Annotated in this window: 17 protein-coding genes; 8 read left to right on the top strand and 9 right to left on the bottom strand. The window is 70.6% G+C overall.

Annotated features, from left to right (window positions below):
* Positions 1-2: 2 nt before the first annotated feature.
* The 9 genes from ACX9MN_RS31255 to ACX9MN_RS31215 form a co-directional block, all read right to left on the bottom strand.
* Complete coding sequence (locus tag ACX9MN_RS31255) at positions 3-938, bottom strand: NAD(P)-dependent oxidoreductase (protein ID WP_489726377.1); 936 nt, start codon at positions 936-938, stop codon at positions 3-5.
* A complete protein-coding gene (locus tag ACX9MN_RS31250) occupies positions 935-2311 on the bottom strand; it encodes an MFS transporter (RefSeq protein ID WP_489726304.1) in 1377 nt (458 codons plus the stop codon). Before ACX9MN_RS31250 ends, ACX9MN_RS31255 begins: the two co-directional genes overlap by 4 nt.
* A 70-nt stretch (positions 2312-2381) precedes the next feature.
* Positions 2382-2783: a carboxymuconolactone decarboxylase family protein gene (locus ACX9MN_RS31245; protein WP_091928057.1), complete on the bottom strand. Its 402-nt coding sequence runs from the start codon at positions 2781-2783 to the stop codon at positions 2382-2384.
* Between the two features lie 58 nt (positions 2784-2841).
* Positions 2842-4278, bottom strand: a complete 1437-nt coding sequence (locus ACX9MN_RS31240; RefSeq protein WP_489726303.1) for an aldehyde dehydrogenase family protein — start codon at positions 4276-4278, stop codon at positions 2842-2844.
* 4 nt (positions 4279-4282) lie between these two features.
* Positions 4283-5155 carry an NAD(P)-dependent oxidoreductase gene (locus ACX9MN_RS31235; RefSeq protein WP_489726302.1) on the bottom strand — a complete coding sequence of 291 codons (873 nt, stop codon included), beginning with the start codon at positions 5153-5155 and terminating at the stop codon, positions 4283-4285.
* 55 nt (positions 5156-5210) lie between these two features.
* The gene (locus ACX9MN_RS31230) at positions 5211-5537 is read right to left on the bottom strand and encodes an NIPSNAP family protein (protein WP_020093160.1); all 327 of its coding nucleotides are present in this window, start codon (positions 5535-5537) and stop codon (positions 5211-5213) included.
* 12 nt (positions 5538-5549) lie between these two features.
* On the bottom strand, positions 5550-6359 hold the full coding sequence (locus tag ACX9MN_RS31225) for an N-acyl homoserine lactonase family protein (protein ID WP_020093159.1): 810 nt from the start codon (positions 6357-6359) through the stop codon (positions 5550-5552).
* 173 nt (positions 6360-6532) lie between these two features.
* Complete coding sequence (locus ACX9MN_RS31220; protein WP_489726301.1) at positions 6533-7771, bottom strand: MFS transporter; 1239 nt, start codon at positions 7769-7771, stop codon at positions 6533-6535.
* Positions 7772-7917: 146 nt separating this feature from the next.
* Complete coding sequence (locus ACX9MN_RS31215; protein WP_489726300.1) at positions 7918-8670, bottom strand: IclR family transcriptional regulator; 753 nt, start codon at positions 8668-8670, stop codon at positions 7918-7920.
* Between the two features lie 407 nt (positions 8671-9077).
* Here ACX9MN_RS31215 and ACX9MN_RS31210 point away from each other — a divergent pair, with 407 nt between their 5' ends.
* The 8 genes from ACX9MN_RS31210 (at position 9078) to ACX9MN_RS31175 (ending at position 17564) form a co-directional block, all read left to right on the top strand.
* A complete protein-coding gene (locus ACX9MN_RS31210) occupies positions 9078-10088 on the top strand; it encodes an ABC transporter substrate-binding protein (RefSeq protein ID WP_244526951.1) in 1011 nt (336 codons plus the stop codon).
* Positions 10089-10138: 50 nt separating this feature from the next.
* On the top strand, positions 10139-11290 hold the full coding sequence (locus tag ACX9MN_RS31205; protein WP_331298790.1) for an acyl-CoA dehydrogenase family protein: 1152 nt from the start codon (positions 10139-10141) through the stop codon (positions 11288-11290).
* Positions 11291-11295: 5 nt separating this feature from the next.
* Positions 11296-12426: an acyl-CoA dehydrogenase family protein gene (locus tag ACX9MN_RS31200; protein ID WP_489726299.1), complete on the top strand. Its 1131-nt coding sequence runs from the start codon at positions 11296-11298 to the stop codon at positions 12424-12426.
* A gap of 14 nt (positions 12427-12440) precedes the next feature.
* Complete coding sequence (locus ACX9MN_RS31195; protein ID WP_489726298.1) at positions 12441-13697, top strand: CaiB/BaiF CoA transferase family protein; 1257 nt, start codon at positions 12441-12443, stop codon at positions 13695-13697.
* Entirely contained in the window at positions 13694-14497 is an 804-nt protein-coding gene (locus ACX9MN_RS31190; protein WP_489726297.1) for an enoyl-CoA hydratase/isomerase family protein, read from the top strand. Before ACX9MN_RS31195 ends, ACX9MN_RS31190 begins: the two co-directional genes overlap by 4 nt.
* 169 nt (positions 14498-14666) lie before the next feature.
* Complete coding sequence (locus tag ACX9MN_RS31185) at positions 14667-15668, top strand: TRAP transporter substrate-binding protein (RefSeq protein ID WP_331298785.1); 1002 nt, start codon at positions 14667-14669, stop codon at positions 15666-15668.
* 28 nt (positions 15669-15696) lie between these two features.
* The gene (locus ACX9MN_RS31180; RefSeq protein WP_020093150.1) at positions 15697-16284 is read left to right on the top strand and encodes a TRAP transporter small permease; all 588 of its coding nucleotides are present in this window, start codon (positions 15697-15699) and stop codon (positions 16282-16284) included.
* Entirely contained in the window at positions 16281-17564 is a 1284-nt protein-coding gene (locus ACX9MN_RS31175; protein WP_056533341.1) for a TRAP transporter large permease, read from the top strand. The genes ACX9MN_RS31180 and ACX9MN_RS31175 overlap by 4 nt, the downstream gene beginning before the upstream one ends.
* Positions 17565-17571 lie beyond the last annotated feature (7 nt).

Genomic DNA, 17571 nt, shown 5'->3' with positions numbered 1-17571 from the left:
TCTCAGTTCTCGTGTCGGTTGCCGTGGAGCCGGACGCCGCCGGAGACGTCGCCGATGGCGTCGACGACGCGGTTGGAGATGACGTCGCCGTAGCCGAGCGCCGTGGCGAGGCCGAAGCTCGCCATCGGGCCGGACGCGTTGAGGGAGGCGACGCCGAGCTCGTGCAGGAGATCGGTGTAGAGCACGACGTCCTTGGTCATCAGCTTGCCGGTCAGGCCGCCTTCCAAGTAGTCGCCGTCGACGATCTTCGGGAAACGGTTCAGCGTCGCGAAGTTGACGCCGCTGGAGGCGTTCAGCACCTCCAGGAGCCGGTGCAGGTCGAGCCCGGCCTTCCGGCCCGCGACCATGACCTCCGCGGTGGCGGCGAGGCTGACCGCGTTCAGGAAGTTGTTGAGCAGCTTGGTCGTGTGGCCGGCCCCCGATCCGCCCATCACGACGACCTTCTGGGCGATCGGCGCGAACACCCAGTCCAGCCGGTCGATGACGGCGGGATCGCCGCCGACCATCAAGGTCAGCGTGCCTTTCTCGGCCGCGGCGGCGCCTCCGGAGATGCCCGCGTCGACGTAGGCGACGCCGCGCTCGGCCAGCGCCGCGGCGATGCGGCGCGTCGAGCTGGCCGAGGCCGTGCTCAGGTCGACGACGATCTGCCCGTACCGGCAGCCCGCGAGGACCCCGCCCGCGCCGAGCACGACGCGCTCGACCACCTTGCTGTCGGGCAGGGACATCAGGACCACGTCCGTCTCACCGACGACCGCGGCGATCGAGGCCGCGTCCGTCGCGCCCCAGCGCGCGGCGGCCTCCCGGTCGGTGTCGAAGCCGACCACATCGATCCCCGCGCCGGTCAGGCGGCGCGTCATGCGGCCGCCCATGTTGCCGAGCCCGATGAAGCCGATCCGGTTCCCGTTCATGCTGCGTCCTCCGCGCGGCGGCCGGCTCAGTGGCCGGTGCCGAAATCGACGTCCTTGGTCTCCGGGCCGATGAGAGCGCCCACGGTGCCGATCAGGCCGCCGACGATCAGCAGGACCACGGGCGTCAGCGCGAGCGGCATCAGCGCGCTCAGCCAGTCCATGTAGAAGGCGTAGAAGGACGGGATCACCACCGAGAGGCTGAAGCCGATGCCGAAGCCGGTGGCGCGGACATCCGTGGCGAAGCGCTCGTTGATGTAGGTGACGATGACGCCCCAGGGCGAGGTCACGATCACCGCCAGGAGGCTGACCAGCAGCACGCGGGTGCCGAACGCCATCTCGGGCGTGACGGTCAGCGTGTAGAGGATGTACGCGCCCACCGTCGCGATCAGCGGGCCGACGATCACGAAGAACCGCCGGCGGCCGATGACCTGCCCCAGCAGGCCGGAGCCGATGTAGCTGAAGAACAGGATCGTGTAGCAGATCATCAGCGTCGCGGTCAGCGCGAAGCCGTTGAGGTGCAGGGTCTTCACCAGCAAACCGGTCGGCATGTAGATCGTGATGATGTTCTGCGTCGTCCAGAAGCCGGTCATCAGCAGCAGGACCTGCAGGAGGTCGCGCCCGCCCTTCCCGGAGAACAGGCCCGCCATGGGCGATGCCTCGGCCTGTTCGGCCCCGGCGGCGGCCTCCTTCTTCCAGACCTCCGATTCCGAAACCTTGTGGACGTAGTAGAGGGCGAGCAGGCCGGCGAGCGCCGCGCCGACGATGAAGGGGATGCGCCAGCCCCAGACCGTGTAGGGCGACCCGGGCCCGTCGAGCGGGAACAGGTAGAACATCAGCATCGTGATCAGGTTGATGCTGACGTAGGCGGCCGGGAAGCCCGCGATGATCAGGCCGCCGACGAAGCCGCGCTTGTCCTTCTTGGAATACTCGATGGCGAGCGGCATCGCCCCGGTGTAGCCGCCGCCGAGGAAGATGCCGTCGAGGAAGCGCAGCAGCACCAGCAGGATGTACGAGGCGAGGCCGAGCGTCTCGTAGCCGGGCAGCAGGCCGATCAGCAGCGTGATCACCCCGAAGCCCGCCACCGAGTAGATCGAGGCGGCCCGGCGCCCGACCTTGTCGGCGATCAGGCCGAAGATGAGGGCGCCGATCGGGCGGCCGAGAAGCGTGGTGATGAAGACCAGCGAGGCCAGCACCGTCTCCATCTGGGGAGACAGGTTCTTCGGCTGGAACATGAACATCACCGGCGCCAGCGCGACCACCGGCAGGTAGATGTCGAACATGTCGATGTATTCGGAGAAGAACGCGCCGCGAATGGCGCTCTTCCGCTTCTCCTCGATCGACTGTGACGCGGCCGGGCGCGCGCCCGCCGTGTCCGTTGCCAAGGCTGCCGACGTGACCGACATGGCGTCTCCCTCCCTGTTCGTCTGCCGCGCGAGTTTTCTGACTGCGTCGGACCTGGGCGCGGGTGCGGGCTCAGCGCCCGCTGGCGTGCTCCCTGTCCCAATCGGCGATCGCCGCGGAGGCGGTCCGGAAGGCCGCCAGGGCGGCCGGGGCGCCGCAATAGACGAGCGCCTGCATCAGCACCGCCTGGATCTCGTCCCGGGTCACGCCGTTGTTGAGCGCGCCTTTGACGTGGACGCCGAGCTCGTGGTGCTGGTTCATCGCGGTCAGCATCGCGATGTTGAGCATGCTGCGGGTCTTGAACGGCAGCGTCTCGTCGCCCCAGACCGCGCCCCAGCAGTACTCGGTCACGAGCCGCTGGACCGGACGGTTGAACGCGTCGGCATTGGCCCAGGACTTCTCGACATGGGCGGCGCCGAGGACGGTCTTGCGGTTCTCGAAACCCTGGCCGAACAGCTCGCTCTCGTCGGACATCTGGTTCTCCTGGTCGGGGCCGACGCGCGCGGGCGCCGGCCGCATCGCGCGGGACGGATCAGTCGAGGCCGAAGCCGATCATCGCCTTGGTCTCGAGGTATTCCTGGAGACCGGCCTCGCCCCATTCCCGGCCGTTGCCGGACTGGCGGTAGCCGCCGAACGGCGCGTGGACGTCCGGGGGCGGGTAGTTGATGTGGACCTGCCCGCCGATGAGCCGCCGCGCCACGGCGCGCGCCCGGTCGCGGTCCCGTCCCTGCACGTAGGCGGCGAGCCCGTAGCGCGAGCCGTTGGCGATCGCGATCGCGTCGTCCTCGCTGTCGTAGGCGAGGATCGACAGGACCGGGCCGAAGATCTCCTCCCGCGCGATGGTCATGTCGGGGGTCACGTCGGCGAAGATTGTCGGGCGGACGTAGAAGCCGCGGTCGAGGTGGTCCGGCCGCTCCGGGCCGCCGGCGACGAGCCGCGCGCCCTCCGCGATGCCGGTACGGATCAGCCCGACGACGCGCTCGTACTGGGTGCGGTTGACCACCGGGCCGAGATCCGTCTCGGGGTCGGCAGTCGGGCCGAGCCGGAAGCCCGCCGCCGCCTCGGCCGCGATGGCGGCCGCCTCGTCCATCCGGGCCCGGGGCACGAGCATCCGCGTCGGGATCGAGCAGGACTGGCCCGAGTTCGTGCAGCAGGCCGCGACGCCGCGCCGGACCGCCTGATCGAAGTCGACGTCCTCCAGCAGGATGTTGGCGGACTTGCCGCCGAGTTCCTGCGCGACGCGCTTGATCGTCGGGGCCGCTGCCCGGGCGATCTCGATCCCGGCGCGGGTCGACCCGGTGAACGAGACCATGTCGATCCCCGGATGCGCGGCGATCGCGGCGCCGACACCGGGGCCGTCCCCGTTCACGAGGTTGAACACGCCCGGCGGCACGCCCGCGTCGTGCAGGACCTGCGCGAACAGCATCGCGCTGACGGCCGAGTACTCGCTGGGCTTCAGCACCATCGTGCAGCCGGCCGCGAGCGCCGGGGCGATCTTCACGACGATCTGGTTGATCGGCCAGTTCCAGGGGGTGATCAGGCCGCAGACGCCGATCGGCTCGCGCCGGATCCGGGTGGTGCCGCGATCCTCCTCGAACGCGAAGCGCTCCATCACCGCGATGAGCGCGTTGAGGTGCGCCGGGCCCCGCGCCGCCTGCCCCTTGCGCGCGAAGCCGATGGGCGAGCCCATCTCCTGCCGGATCGTCTCCGCGAAGATCTCGAACCGCTCCTCGAAGAGCGCGAGGATCCGGCGGAGGAGCGCGACGCGTTCGGCGGGCGCCGTCTCCGAGAAGGCCGGGAAGGCGGCGCGGGCCGCGCGCACGGCCCGGTCGACATCCGCGGCATCGCCGAGCGCGAGGGTGCCGAACGCCGCCTCGGTGGCGGGGTCGATCAGCGGGAACGGCCGGGCCGAAACCGGCTCGACCCAGGCGCCGTCGATGTAGAAGCGGCTGAGATCCGGGAGCGCCATCGTCTCAGGCTCCTTCGGCCAGCAGGCGGTACATCTCGGTGTGGTCGGCCGCGGGCCCGACCTCGCCGGCGATGGCGTGCCAGGTCTCGATGCAGTGCCGGCCGAAGCCGAGCGGGTAATCGACCGATCGGGCCAAGTCCCCGGCGATGCCGAGATCCTTGTCCATCAGCTTCAGCGAGAAGCCCGAGGCGAAGCTGCCGCTGAGCATGAACTGCTTGACCTTGTTCTCGGAGGTGTTGCTGCGCCCGGACGAGGCGTTGAGCACGTCGGTCATGGCCTCCGGCGCGATGCCGAAGCGCTGCGCCACGTGCAGCGCCTCGACGGTGGCGAGCAGGCCCGCGGCGGAGACGAAGTTGTTCAGCGCCTTGGCGGCGTGGCCCGATCCCGCCGGGCCGATATGCAGGACCGAGCTGCCCATCGCCTCCAGCACGGGCCGCCAGCGGGCGAGGAGATCCGCCGCGCCGCCGACGAGGATCGCGAGCGTTCCGTCTACCGCCCGCCGCACGCCGCCCGAGACCGGCGCGTCGAGATAGCCGAGCCCCTTCCCGGCGAGCGTCTCGCCGAGCGCGCGGGACCGCACCGGCTCCGACGAGCTCATGTCGATCACGGTGGCGCCGGCCGGGAGCGCGTCGGCCCACCCCTCGTCGAGCAGCACCGCCTCGACGATGGCCGAGTTCGGCAGCATCGTGATCAGCAGGTCGAGTTCGGACGCGTTCTCCCGCGTGAGCGTCGCCGCGCCGAGGTCCCGGGCGAGCGCGTCGGTCCGGCCTGCGTCCGCATCGAGCAGGCGGAGCGCGTGCCCCGCTCGGGCCAGGCACCGGCTCATGGGATCGCCCATCATGCCGAGGCCGATGACGCCGATGGTTCTCTGTTCCATGCCGTGAATATCCCTCTGAGCGACGGCCGGACTTGCCCGGCGCCGCGTGTCCCCGTCAGCGCAGGGCGGAGAAGTCCGTGGGGGCGAGGAAGGTGTTCTCGATCCGGGCGACGATCGGCCGGTCCTTCTCGGTCTCGGCGCGGGCGGCGATCCAGTCCGGATCGGCCTGGAAGGCGTTCCAGCGCGCCTCGCGCTGGGCCATGTCCTCCCACTTGAGCAGGTAGGTGAGCGCGTGGTTGTCGGGACCGACGAGCGTGGTCCAGAAGCCGACCTGCTCGATGCCGTATTTCTGGAAGAAGCCGAGCGTGGTGGAGCGGAACCGCTCCAGCAGGGCCGGCAATCGGGTCGGGGCGCAGTAGTAAACGCGCATCTCGACGATCATGGAATCCTCCGGTCAGTAGGTCGGTGAAGCGGTCGGAGGCAGGTCGACGCGCGCGATCCAGCCGGCGACATCCGCGGACGCCGGCGGGTAGATCGCGAGAACCTGCGGATCGTGGCCCGGGACGATGTGATCCTCGGACTCGGCCAGATGCCGGACCGTCCGGTAGCCCTCGAACATGTCGCCGACATTGTAGACGATGGGATAGGCGAGCCGGCGACCGATATTGGCGTAGAAGTGCGCGGCGTCGGAGGCCAGTACGACCCAGCCGCGCGCGGTCCGGACTCGGACGATCTGCAGGCCGTCCGAATGGCCGCCGACCCGGTGGAGGGTGATCCCCGGATACAGCGTGTCGGTCGTCTCGCGGAAGCGGACGCGGTCCTCGAACAGGCGGTCCACCATCGCCTTCACGTCCTCGGCGGCGAAGGGGTGGCGGACCTCCGGATGGCACATGCACCGGCCGGTGCAGAACGCCATCTCGCGTTCCTGGACGTGGAAGCGGGCCGTCGGGAACAGGTCGTGGTTGCCGGCGTGGTCGTAATGCAGGTGGGTCAGGACGACGTCCTCAACCCGCAGCGGGTCGACACCGATCCGCGCCAGGCCCTCCTCGACCGGCCGCACGATGCTGCGGCCCCGCTTCGTCGCCATCGCGCGGTCGAAGCCGGTATCGACGACGATCGTCCTGCCACCGCCGACGACGACCCAGACGAAGTAATCGATCGGCATCGGGCCGTCGTGGATGTCCCCGCCGATGAAGTTCTCGCGGGCCATACGGTGATGATGCGCGTACTTGATCGCGTAGATCTCGTAGATCTCTGCGTCCATGCGGGCGTTTCCTTCGGGCGGCCGGTTGACCCGGCTCATCCTCGCGGATGCCTCTCATCCGCGGGCCGAATGGAGCACATCGTCCGACAATCTGTCAATCTGGCAAAGATACAGGCCGGACGACGCCGATCCTCGACCTTGCAGAGTGGATCCGTGATCGGCTCCCGGTCCGATCAGGCCTGCACGCTGGGGCGGCGCATCGCGAAGCCGAACACCCAGACGGACAGGCCGAGATTGATCGCCGCCACGGCCAGCATCACCTCCAAGAGCGGCACGAGGCCGAACCATTCCGCGACGTAGCCGCAGGCCAGGGGCGTGATCGCCTGGCCGAGGAGCGGGAGGCGGGCGAGCCGGCCCATCGCCGCCGCGTACTGGCCCTGCCCGTAGAGCGCCAGCGGCAGCGTGCCCCGCACGACGGTGCGCATGCCGTTGCCGGCGCCGTAGAGCACCATCGCGAGCCACGCCAGGGACGGGATCGTCGCTAGCAGCAGGAGCCCCAGCCCGACGCTGGCGCTCGACAGGAGCAGGGACAAGGCCGGGTGGGCGCGGCGGCCGAGGGCCAGTTCGACGACGCGCACGCCGACCTGGGCGGGACCGATCAGGCCGGTCAGGGCCACCGCGGCGGTCGCGCCGACGCCCAGCGTCTGCAGCAGGTTGAGCAGTTGCACCGAAGTGGCGGTCATGATCATCGCCGCCATCGTGAAGGTGACGGCGAGCAGGCGCTCCGCCGGCAGGCGCGCCGCTTCGGTCGAGCCGGTCGGCTCGTAGGGCCGGGGCGCCGCGGCGAGCTCGACCGCGCCCCGGCTCCGGGCCGGCAGCGCCCAGGCGAAGAGTGGGACCACGAGGGCGACGGACAGGATCGCGTAGGTGAGGCAGGCCCCGCGCCAGCCGACATGATCGACCAGGAACCGCGTGGCGGGCCAGCAGAGCGAGACCGCGAAGCCCGACGAGATCGCGATCTGGGTCATCGCCCCGCGCGCGGCGGCGCCGTAGGCTTGGCCGATTGCCGCGAAGAGCGGGTCGTAGAGCGCGGCCGACATGCCGAGGCCGGCGACCATCCAGGCGAGCAGGAAGACCGGGAGGGACTGCGCGACCGCCATCAGCACGAGGCCCGCCGCGATGATCGTGGCGCCGGCTACGAGGACCGGCCGCCCGCCGTGACGCCGGATCATGCGGCCGACGAACGGCGCGGGCAGGCCCGACACGAAGATCGCGAGCGAGAGCGCGCCCACCACCATCGCCTGCGGCCAGCCAGTCTCGGCGACGATCGGGTCCGAGACGACGGCGGTGAGGAAGAACGTGCCGCCCCACAGGACGATCTGCGTGACGCCGAGGGCGACGTTGCCGGCGATGGTCGGACGCGGCAGCGTATCGGGCGGCTCGGAGCCGCGCGCGGTTGGGGCGCCGGGCACGATGATGATGTCTCCACGTGGTCGTCTTCGAGGCTGCAGGGCCTCGAGCCTCACTAGCGCGCTACCGGGCCGATCAGCCCCGCAATCCTCGATCTGCAGCCGTGCGCGGGGTTCGGAGGTGACGGCGGGGTCGACGGCGACCGGCCTCAGGGCCGCGACGGATCCTCCGGCAGGAACCGCGCCACCGCGTCGTGGATCGTCGCGGCGATGTCCGCTTCCCGACGCTCGAACTCGTCGAGCAGGCCGGACACGGCGACCGCCAGCGGGCGGCCCTTGCTTTCGATGCGCCGGGGCAGCGGGACCGCGATCGAGCCGGCGCCCGGCGTGACGAGCCCGCGGGAGAGGAAGTGCCCGTCCCGCCGCAGCCGCGCCAGGTTGGTCAGGACGGCCGCGACCGCGATCGGCGGCTGCTCGGCCGGCGCCTCCGCGTTCGTGCGGCGGACCAGCGGACCGATCTCGGCCTCCGGGCTGTCGGCGAGGAGCGCGGTGCCGGTCGCCGACCAGACGACGAGGCGGCGCGTCCCGGGCGGAACGTGGAAACGCATGGCGGTGCGCGCCTGCAGGACGTGGACGTACTGCGAGAAGATCGCGTTGCGCGCGGCGAGGATCACCGTCCCGCCCGTGCGCTCCGACAGGTGCTCGAGCATGCGCACGAGGCTGCCGTCGCGCACCGGTCCCTTGTCGAGCCACGCGCCGAGGAGCGCCACCCGGGGCGACGGCAGGAAGCTGCGGCTCGCCGGGTCGTAGTCGAGATAGCCGAGCCGGACGAGGCTCTTCAGGAGCACCGACGTCGAGGATTGCGGGACGCTCAGCCGCTCGGCGATCTCGGAGACCCTGGCTTCCCGCTGGATCTCGTCGAACAGCTCCAGGATCTGAAGCACCCGTCCGGCGGACTTCACCAGGGCCACATCCGAACCGGCGGGATCGGCCCCCACCGTTAGGTCGGTGGACGCGGTGCCCCGCGGAGCGATGCGCTCAACCATGACGCGACGCGCGAAACGACAATCCCGGAGGCCGCACAGCTCGAAACGGCCCTGGTCGCCCACGCGCGGATCCGTGGTGATCGCGGCGCATCGCAGGCACGTTCCCTCCTCCGCCGCGCCAACAGCCCGCGCCGCTCGCCGGCACTATAGATCCGGCATGCCCGGCGTCTCCCATCATATATGTGATATTCCTCAGCATATGGGCGATGGCGGTTGATGCCGGGTGCGCGCTCTGCCCTACTCGTGTGCGGTGTCGGACTCGTCTGACTGACCGGCACCGGGAGACCGCGCGGCAAGCGCGGCCCTGCTCGGGAGGAATGCCGATGTCGCTCCGCCACGCGGCCGTCGCCGCGCGCCTCCTCGCCGCCGCGCTGATGCTCCCGGCCCTCGGCGGGGCGGCGCGGGCCGAGACGGCCTCTGTCCGCATCGGCCTGCAATACGGCCTCGTCTACCTGCCGGTGATGATCGCGCAGAGCGAGGGGCTGTTCGACAAACGCGCCAAGGCGGCGGGGCTCGACGGATTGTCGGTCACGCTGACCCGCTTCAGCGGCTCGACGGCGATGAACGACGCGCTGCTCTCCGACAGCGTCGAGCTTGGCACCCTCGGCTCAGCCGGTGCCCTGATCGCCTGGGACAAGACCCGCGGGAGCCAGCAGATCAAGAGCCTCACCGCCCTGAGCTCGGTCGTCTACACGCTGTTCACCGGCAAGCCCGGCGTGACCGCACTGAAGGACTTCACCTTCGGCGACAAGATCGCGGTCCCGGCCTTCAACTCGCCTCAGGCGATCCTGCTGCGGGTCGCGGCGGCCCAGCAGCTCGGCGGATCGGCCAAGGCCGACGCGCTGATGGTAAGCCTGCCCCATCCGGACGCCACCGCGGCGATGCGCGCCGGACAGGGCATCGCCGGCTACTTCGCGACGCCGCCCTTCACCCAGGTGCTGCAGGCGGATCCGAAGATCCGGACGGTCATGACCTCGACCGGCCTGATCGGCAGCGGCGACATCACCGCCGCGACCCTGAACGCGAAGCAGGGGTTTGTCGACGCGAACCCGAAGGTCGCGCAGGCGATCCGCGCCGGGATGGAGGATGCGGTGGCGCTGATCCGCAGCGACCCCAAGCGCGCGGCGTCGATCTATCTCGCCTCGGAGCAGGTTCAGATCGACCGCGCGCAAGTTGAGGCGATCCTGACCGACGGTTCCATCGTCTACGACGTGGCCCCGAAGGGAATGGTCGCCCTCGCCAAGGCGATGGCGACGCAGGGCTTCCTGCGGAAGGTGCCGGGCGACTGGCAGGAGATCTTCTTCCCCGGCCTCGAGGGCCGCGACGGCAGCTGAGCGCCGCGGATTCGGCGCCGCCAGCCCGTCCCGCCGCTCAGGGAGCCCCGATGCACAGTTTCCGCTTCAGCGCCGAGCCGCTCCCGCCCGAGGCCGAGGCCGCCCGCGCGTCCGTCCGCGCCTTCCTCGACGCGGAACGGGCGGCCGGGCATTTCGTCCCGCACCGGACCTCGTGGACGACCTTCGACGCCGCCTTCAGCCGGCGGGCGGGGGCCGCGGGCCTCATCGGCCTGACAATGCCGGAGGCCTATGGCGGCCACGGCCGCTCCGGCCTCGTCCGCTTCGTCGTCACCGAGGAGATGCTGGCGGCCGGCGCCCCCTGCGGCGCGCACTGGATCGCCGACCGCCAGTCGGGCCCGCAGATCCTGCGGCACGGCACCGAGGCGGCCAAGCGGGCGATCCTGCCGCGGATCTGCCGGGGCGAGTGCGCCTTCGGCATTGGCATGAGCGAGCCGAATTCCGGCTCGGACCTCGCCGCCGTCCGGACCCGCGCGGTCCGCGACGGCGACGATTGGGTGATCAACGGCTCCAAGATCTGGACGACGAACGCCCATCAGGTCGACTACCTGCTAGCCCTGGTCCGGACCGGCGAGCCGGGGCCGGACCGGCACGGCGGGCTGACCCAGCTCATCGTCGACATGGCGGCCCCCGGGGTGACGGTGCGGCCGATCCTCGACCTATCGGGCCATCACGAGTTCAACGAGGTGTTCTTCACCGATCACCGCGTCCCCGACGCGATGCGGGTCGGCGCCGAGGGCGCGGGCTGGGGTCTCGTCACCGAGGAGCTCGCCTTCGAGCGCTCGGGCCCCGACCGCTTCCTGTCGGATTACCGGCTGCTCGTCGAACTCGTCGACCGGATCGGGCCGGAGCCGGACCGGTTCCAGGCGGTCGAGACCGGGCGAATGGTGGCGCAGCTCACAGCGCTCCTCGGGATGTCGGCCTCGGTTGCGCGCCTCCTCGACCAGGGCGTCGTGCCGGGCGTCGAGGCGGCGCTCGTCAAGGATGTCGGCAACAGCTTCGAGCGCGCGGTGCCGGAGATCGCCCGGCGGCTGGTGCCGGTCGAGCCGAGCCTCACCGCGCAGGGCGACGCCTTCCGCGAGGCTCTGGGCGGCGTGACCCTGCGGGCACCGTCCTTCACGCTGCGCGGCGGCACCCGCGAGGTCCTGCGCGGCGTCATCGCCCGGGGGCTGGGGCTGCGATGAGCCGGATGGAGCACGCCGAGGCCGGCGACGCGGTCGACGGGATCGTCCTCGATCAGGTCGAGCGGCTGCTCGCCCAGCACCTCACGCCGGCGCTGCTGGCGGCCTGCGACGGGGCCGCGGGCGCGGCCGCAAGGGCGGCAAATCTCTGGCCGGCGGATCTCTGGACGGCGCTCGCCGCGAGCGGCCTGCCGCTGGCGCTGGTGCCCGAGGCGGAGGGCGGGATCGGTCTCGCCGCCACGACCGCGGCCCGGCTGATCCGGCGTTGCGGCCGGGCCGCCCTCCCCCTGCCCCTGCCGGAGACCGTCGCGGGCGCGGCGCTTTGGGCTGCCGCGGGGGGACAGGTGGCCGAAGATGCCCTGTCGCTGGTCCCGGGCGGTGGCCCCGTGCGGATCGCGCCCCACGCGGAGGGGTTCGCCCTGGACGGACGGGTCGCGCAGGTGCCCTGGGGCGGTTCGGTCGCGGCCCTGCTCCTCGACGCCGTCGACGCGGCCGGCGTCCCGCACCTCGTGCGGATCGCCGCCCCCGAGACGATCCGTGACACGCACCACAATCTCGCGGGCGAGCCGCGCGACACGCTCGATCTGACCGGCCACACCGTCCTGGCCGAGGATGTCCGCGCCGCGCCGGGCTGGGCGACCGGCGCGGGCGTGCCCTCCGTCGAGGCCGTCGGCGCCTGGGTCCGGGCGCAGCAGATGGTGGGCGCCCTGGAGACCTGCCTCGGCTCGGCCCTCGATCACGCGCAGGAGCGGCAGCAGTTCGGCCGGCCGCTCGCCAAGTTCCAGGCGATCCAGCACATGCTGGCCGAGGCGGCGGGCGAGGTCGCGGCGGCGAGCGCGGCCGCCGACCTCGCTTCCGCCTGCTGGGGCGATCCGCGCTTCGTCCTCGCCACCGCCATCGCGAAGGCGCGCTGCGGCGAGGCGGCGGGCCACGTCGCGGCGATCGGCCACCAGATCCACGGGGCCATGGGCTTCACCCAGGAGCACCCGCTCCACCGCGCGACGCGGCGGCTCTGGTCCTGGCGCGACGAGTTCGGATCCGACGCCCTCTGGCAGGAGCGGATCGGGCGCGCGGTCTGCGCGGGCGGCGGCGCGGCCCTCTGGCCGATGCTGGTCCGCCTGCGCGGCGGCGCCGGGTGACAGGGGAGACAGGCGTGCCGGATCACTCCGCCGAAACTCACTCCACCGAGACGAACACGGCCGGCCCGCTCGCGGGCGTGCGGGTGGTCGACCTGACCAGCGTGATCATGGGGCCCTCGGCGACGCATATCCTGGCCGATCTCGGCGCCGACGTAATCAAGATCGAGACGCCGGAGGGCGATTCCTTCCGGCATTACCGGCCGGCCCGGGGCCCCGGGATGGGCGGCAACTTCCTGCACCTCAACCGCAACAAGCGCAGCGTCCGCCTCGACCTGAAGCGGCCGGCGGCGCGGGCCGCCCTCGACCGGCTGATCGCCACGGCCGACGTCTTCGTCCACTCCATGCGGCCCGACGCGATCCTGCGACTGGGCTACGGCTACGAGCGGGTGCGCGCGCTCAAGGCCGACATCGTCTTCTGCGGAGCCTACGGGTTCGGGGCCGACGGCCCCTACGCCCACAAGGCGGCCTACGACGACCTGATCCAGGCGGGCTCCGGCCTCGCGGCCCTGCAGACAACCGTCACCGGCCAGCCCGGGTACCTGCCCACGGTGCTGTGCGACAAGATCGCCGGGCAGGCCATCGCCTGCGCGATCCTCGCCGCCCTCTACGAGCGCCGGGCCGGCGGCGGTGGGCAGGCGGTCGAGGTGCCGATGTTCGAGACCATGGTGGAGTTCAACTTCGTCGAGCACATGGTCGGCTACGCCTTCGAGCCGCCGCTCGGTCCGCCGGGCTTCAACCGGGTCCTGAGCCCGCGGCGCAAGCCCTACCGGACCCGGGACGGCCACGCCTGTATCCTGCCCTACTCGGACCGGAACTGGCGCGACTTCTTCATCCACACCGGCCGGCTCGAGTTCGTGGACGATCCCCGCTTCGCGCCGCTCGCCGTGCGGGTGGAGAACATCGAGATCCTCTACGCGCTGGTCGAGGAGGAGGCGGCGCGCCAGACCACCGCCGAATGGGTGGCGTTCTGCGACTCGGTGAGCATCCCGTGCATGCCGGTCCTCGGCCTGGAGGACCTGCCGGAGGACGCGCACCTGAAGGCGGTGGGCTTCTTCGGCAGCGCCGAGCATCCGAGCGAGGGGCGCTACCGCACCATGCGCCGGCCGGTCTCGTTCAGCGGCAGCCGCTTCGCGATCCGCCGCCACGCCCCCCGGCACGGCGAGCACACCGCCGAGGTCCTGGCCGAGGCCGGGCTCGACCCGGCGGAGATCGCCGCCCTGATCGACGCGCCGGACAGTTCCGATGCTGCGCCACTGGAGGCCGCCCGATGAATGCTGAAGCCGAGACACAGGACGCCGGCGAGGACCTGCTGTTCTCCGTCGCCAACGGGGTGGCGACCATCACGCTGAACCGGCCCGAGCGGAAGAACGCCTTCACCTTCCCGATGATCGAGGCCTGGACGGAGGCCCTGCAGCGCTGCCGCACCGACGCGGCGATCCGCGTCGTGGTGGTGACCGGCGCGGGCTCGGCCTTCTGCAGCGGCGGCGACATCGTCGAGATGGGCGAGCGCCTCGACCAGCCGCCGGCACGACGCAAGGAGGAGCTTTACGGGCGGATCCAGCGCATCCCGCTGACGCTGGAGGATCTCGACAAGCCGGTGATCGCCGCCCTGAACGGCGTGGCCACCGGTGCCGGCCTCGACCTCGCCCTGATGTGCGACCTGCGCTTCGCCGCCAGGAGCGCCCGCTTCGCCGAGACCTACGTGCGGGTCGGCCTCGTCCCCGGCGCGGGCGGCGCCCATTTCCTGCCCCGCCTTGTCGGGACCGCGAAGGCGCTGGAGCTGTTCTTCACCGGCGATTTCGTCGATGCCGACGAGGCCCTGCGGATCGGCCTCGTCAATGGCGTCCACGCCGACGCGGACCTGATGCCGGCCGTGGCGGCGCTGGCGCGGAAAATCGCCAAGGCGCCGCCGCTGACGCTGAGCCTGATCAAGCGCGCGGTCTACCAGGGCATGCGCAACGACCTGCGCACCAACCTCGACCTGATCTCCTCCCACTACGCCGTCGTCACCGCGACGCCCGAGCATCGGGAGGCCGTGCAGGCTTTCATCGGGGGGCGCGACAGGACCTGACGCGTCGGGGCCCGGTCCCATTGCCGCCCGCATCAAGACCGAAACGTTTGTGCGGGCGACATCTTCCCCCCGGCGTCGCACTTTCGCGCTTGTCGCCACCGCGCTCACCTGCAAGTCTATCCAAAATTCAATCCGCGCAACGACGCGGGCTCAGGTCTGGGAGGACGCGATGACGGCTCGGATACTCGGTGCGCTCGTGTGTGCGCTCGCCTTCGTCACGCCGGCCGCGGCGCAGAGCCCCATCGTCATCAAGTTCAGCCACGTCACCACCACCGACACGCCCAAGGGCCAGGGCGCCGAGCGGTTCAAGCAGCTCGCCGAGGAGCGCACCAAGGGCGCGGTCAAGGTCGAGATCTACCCCAACAGCACGCTCTACAAGGACAAGGAGGAGGTGGAGATGCTCCAGCTCGGCGCCGTGCAGATGCTGGCGCCGTCCACGAGCAAGTTCGGGCCCCTCGGCGTGAAGGAGTTCGAGGCCTTCGACCTGCCCTACATCTTCCCCAATGAGCAGGTGCTGCGGCGCGTCCAGGACGGGCCGATCGGCCAGGGCCTGTTCAAGAAGCTCGAGACCAAGGGGATCAAGGGCCTCGGCTACTGGGACAACGGCTTCAAGATCCTCACCGGCAACAAGCCGATGCACGCCCCCGAGGACGTGAAGGGCCTGAAGTTCCGGATCCAGTCCTCGAAGGTTCTGGAGGCGCAGTTCAAGCAGCTCGGGGCGCTGCCGCAGGTGCTCGCCTTCTCCGAACTCTACCAGGCGCTGCAGACCGGCGTGGTCGACGGCCAGGAGAACCCGCCGTCGAACGTGACGACCCAGAAGCTCAACGAGGTGCAGAAGCACGCCACGCTGACCTACCACGGCTACATCGGCTACGCGGTCATCGTGAACAAGGGCTTCTGGGACGGGCTGCCGGCCGACATCCGCACCACGCTCGAGGGCGCCATCAAGGACGCGACCGCCTACGAGCACGAGATCGCCGACAAGCAGAATGAGAAGGCGCTCGCCGACATCCGCGCCACCGGCAAGACCGAGGTCTACACTCCGACCGATGCCGAGAACGCCGCGTGGCGCAAGGCCCTGGCGCCGGTCCAGCGCGAGATGGCCTCCCGCGTCGGCAAGGATCTGGTCGCGGCGCTGAACAAGGAAGCCGAGGCGGCGCCGAACAACTGATCCCGCCGCAGCAGCGCCCGGACCGACCATGTTGCTGAAACTGCTCGATCGGCTCGAAGAGGTGCTGATCGGAACCCTGATGGCGGCCGCGACCGTCATCACCTTCGCCACGGTGGTGCACCGGTTCCTCTCCGGCATCCCGGCGCTGCAGGACTACACCGACCGGATCGACTTCGGCTGGTCGCAGGAACTGTGCATCTACATGTTCATCTGGGTGGCGAAGTTCGGCGCGGCCTACGGCGTGCGCACCGGCATCCACGTCGGCGTCGACGTGCTGGTCAACCGCCTGCCGCCGGGCGCGCGCCGGGTGATGGTCCTGGTCAGCCTCGCGGCGGGCGCGCTGTTCACCGGAATCGTCGGCACGCTCGGCACGAACTTCGTCTGGCGCATCGGCCACACCGACCAGACGACGCCCGACATGGAGATCCCGGTCTGGATCGTCTACCTTGCGATCCCGCTCGGCTCCTACCTGATGTGCTTCCGCTTCCTGCAGGTCGCGTGGAGCTACTGGAAGACCGGGCATCTGCCCGCCCGCGATCACGCCCATGTCGACGGCGTCCCGACCGTCGAGGGTGTCGACCCGATCCAGCTCGGCCGCGAGGGAGGCCCCGCATGAGCGGCCTGATCATCTTCGGGCTGCTCATCGCCCTCATGCTCACCGGCATGCCGATCTCGATCGCGCTCGGCCTGACGGTGCTGACCTTCCTGTTCACCCTCACGCAGGTGCCGATCGAGAGCGTCGCGCTCAAGCTGTTCACCGGGATCGAGAACTTCTCGATCATGGCGATCCCGTTCTTCATCCTCGCCGGCAACTTCCTGGCCCATGGCGGCGTGGCGCGGCGGATGATCGCCTTCACGACCTCCCTCGTCGGGCACTGGCCGGGCGGCCTCGGCCTCGCCGGCGTGGTCGCCTGCGCGCTGTTCGCCGCCGTGTCAGGGTCGAGCGTGGCGACCGTGGTGGCGATCGGCTCGATCATCCTGCCCGCCATGGTGGCGGAGGGCTACCCACGGCGCTTCGGCGCCGGGGTGATCACCACCTCGGGAGCGCTCGGCATCCTCGTGCCGCCCTCGATCATCCTCGTGCTCTACGGGGTGTCGACGAATTCCTCGATCGGCAACCTGTTCCTCGCCGGGGTGATGCCCGGCATCGTCCTGTCGGCGATGCTGGCGAGCGTCACCTTCGTCATCGCCAAGCGCCGCGGCTATCCGCGCATGCCGAAGGCGTCCTGGGCCGAGCGCCTGCGCGCCTTCCGCGAGAGCGCCTGGGGCCTGTTCCTCGTGGTGATGGTGATCGGCGGCATCTACGCCGGCATCTTCACCCCGACCGAGGCGGCCGCGACGGCGGCCGTCTACGCCTTCGTCATCGCGGTGTTCGTCTACCGGGACCTGAAGCTGTCGGACGTGCCCCGCGTGCTTCTCGCGTCCGCCAACATGAGCGCGATGCTGCTCTACATCATCACCAACGCGGTGCTGTTCTCGTTCCTGATGACGTCGGAGAACATCCCGCAGACGATGGCGGCGTGGCTGATCGCCATGAACTTCAGCCCGCTGGTCTTCCTGCTCGTCGTCAACATCATCCTGCTGATCGCCGGCAACGTGATGGAGCCGTCCTCGATCCTGCTGATCATGGCGCCGATCCTGTTCCCGATCGCGGTCAAGCTCGGGATCGACCCGATCCATTTTGGGATCATCATGGCGGTCAACATGGAGGTCGGCCTGTGCCACCCGCCGGTCGGGCTCAACCTCTACGTGGCGAGCGGGATCGCCCATATGGGCATCTCCGAGCTGACCGTCGCGGTGCTGCCCTGGCTGCTGACGATGCTGGCCTTCCTGGTCTTGGTGACCTACTGGCCCGCCCTGTCCCTGTGGCTCCCGCGGGCGCTCGGGGCGATGTGACGGCCTG

It is taken from the genome of Methylobacterium sp. 1A, assembly GCF_058072805.1.
This window is presented reverse-complemented; position numbering and strand designations above follow the sequence as displayed.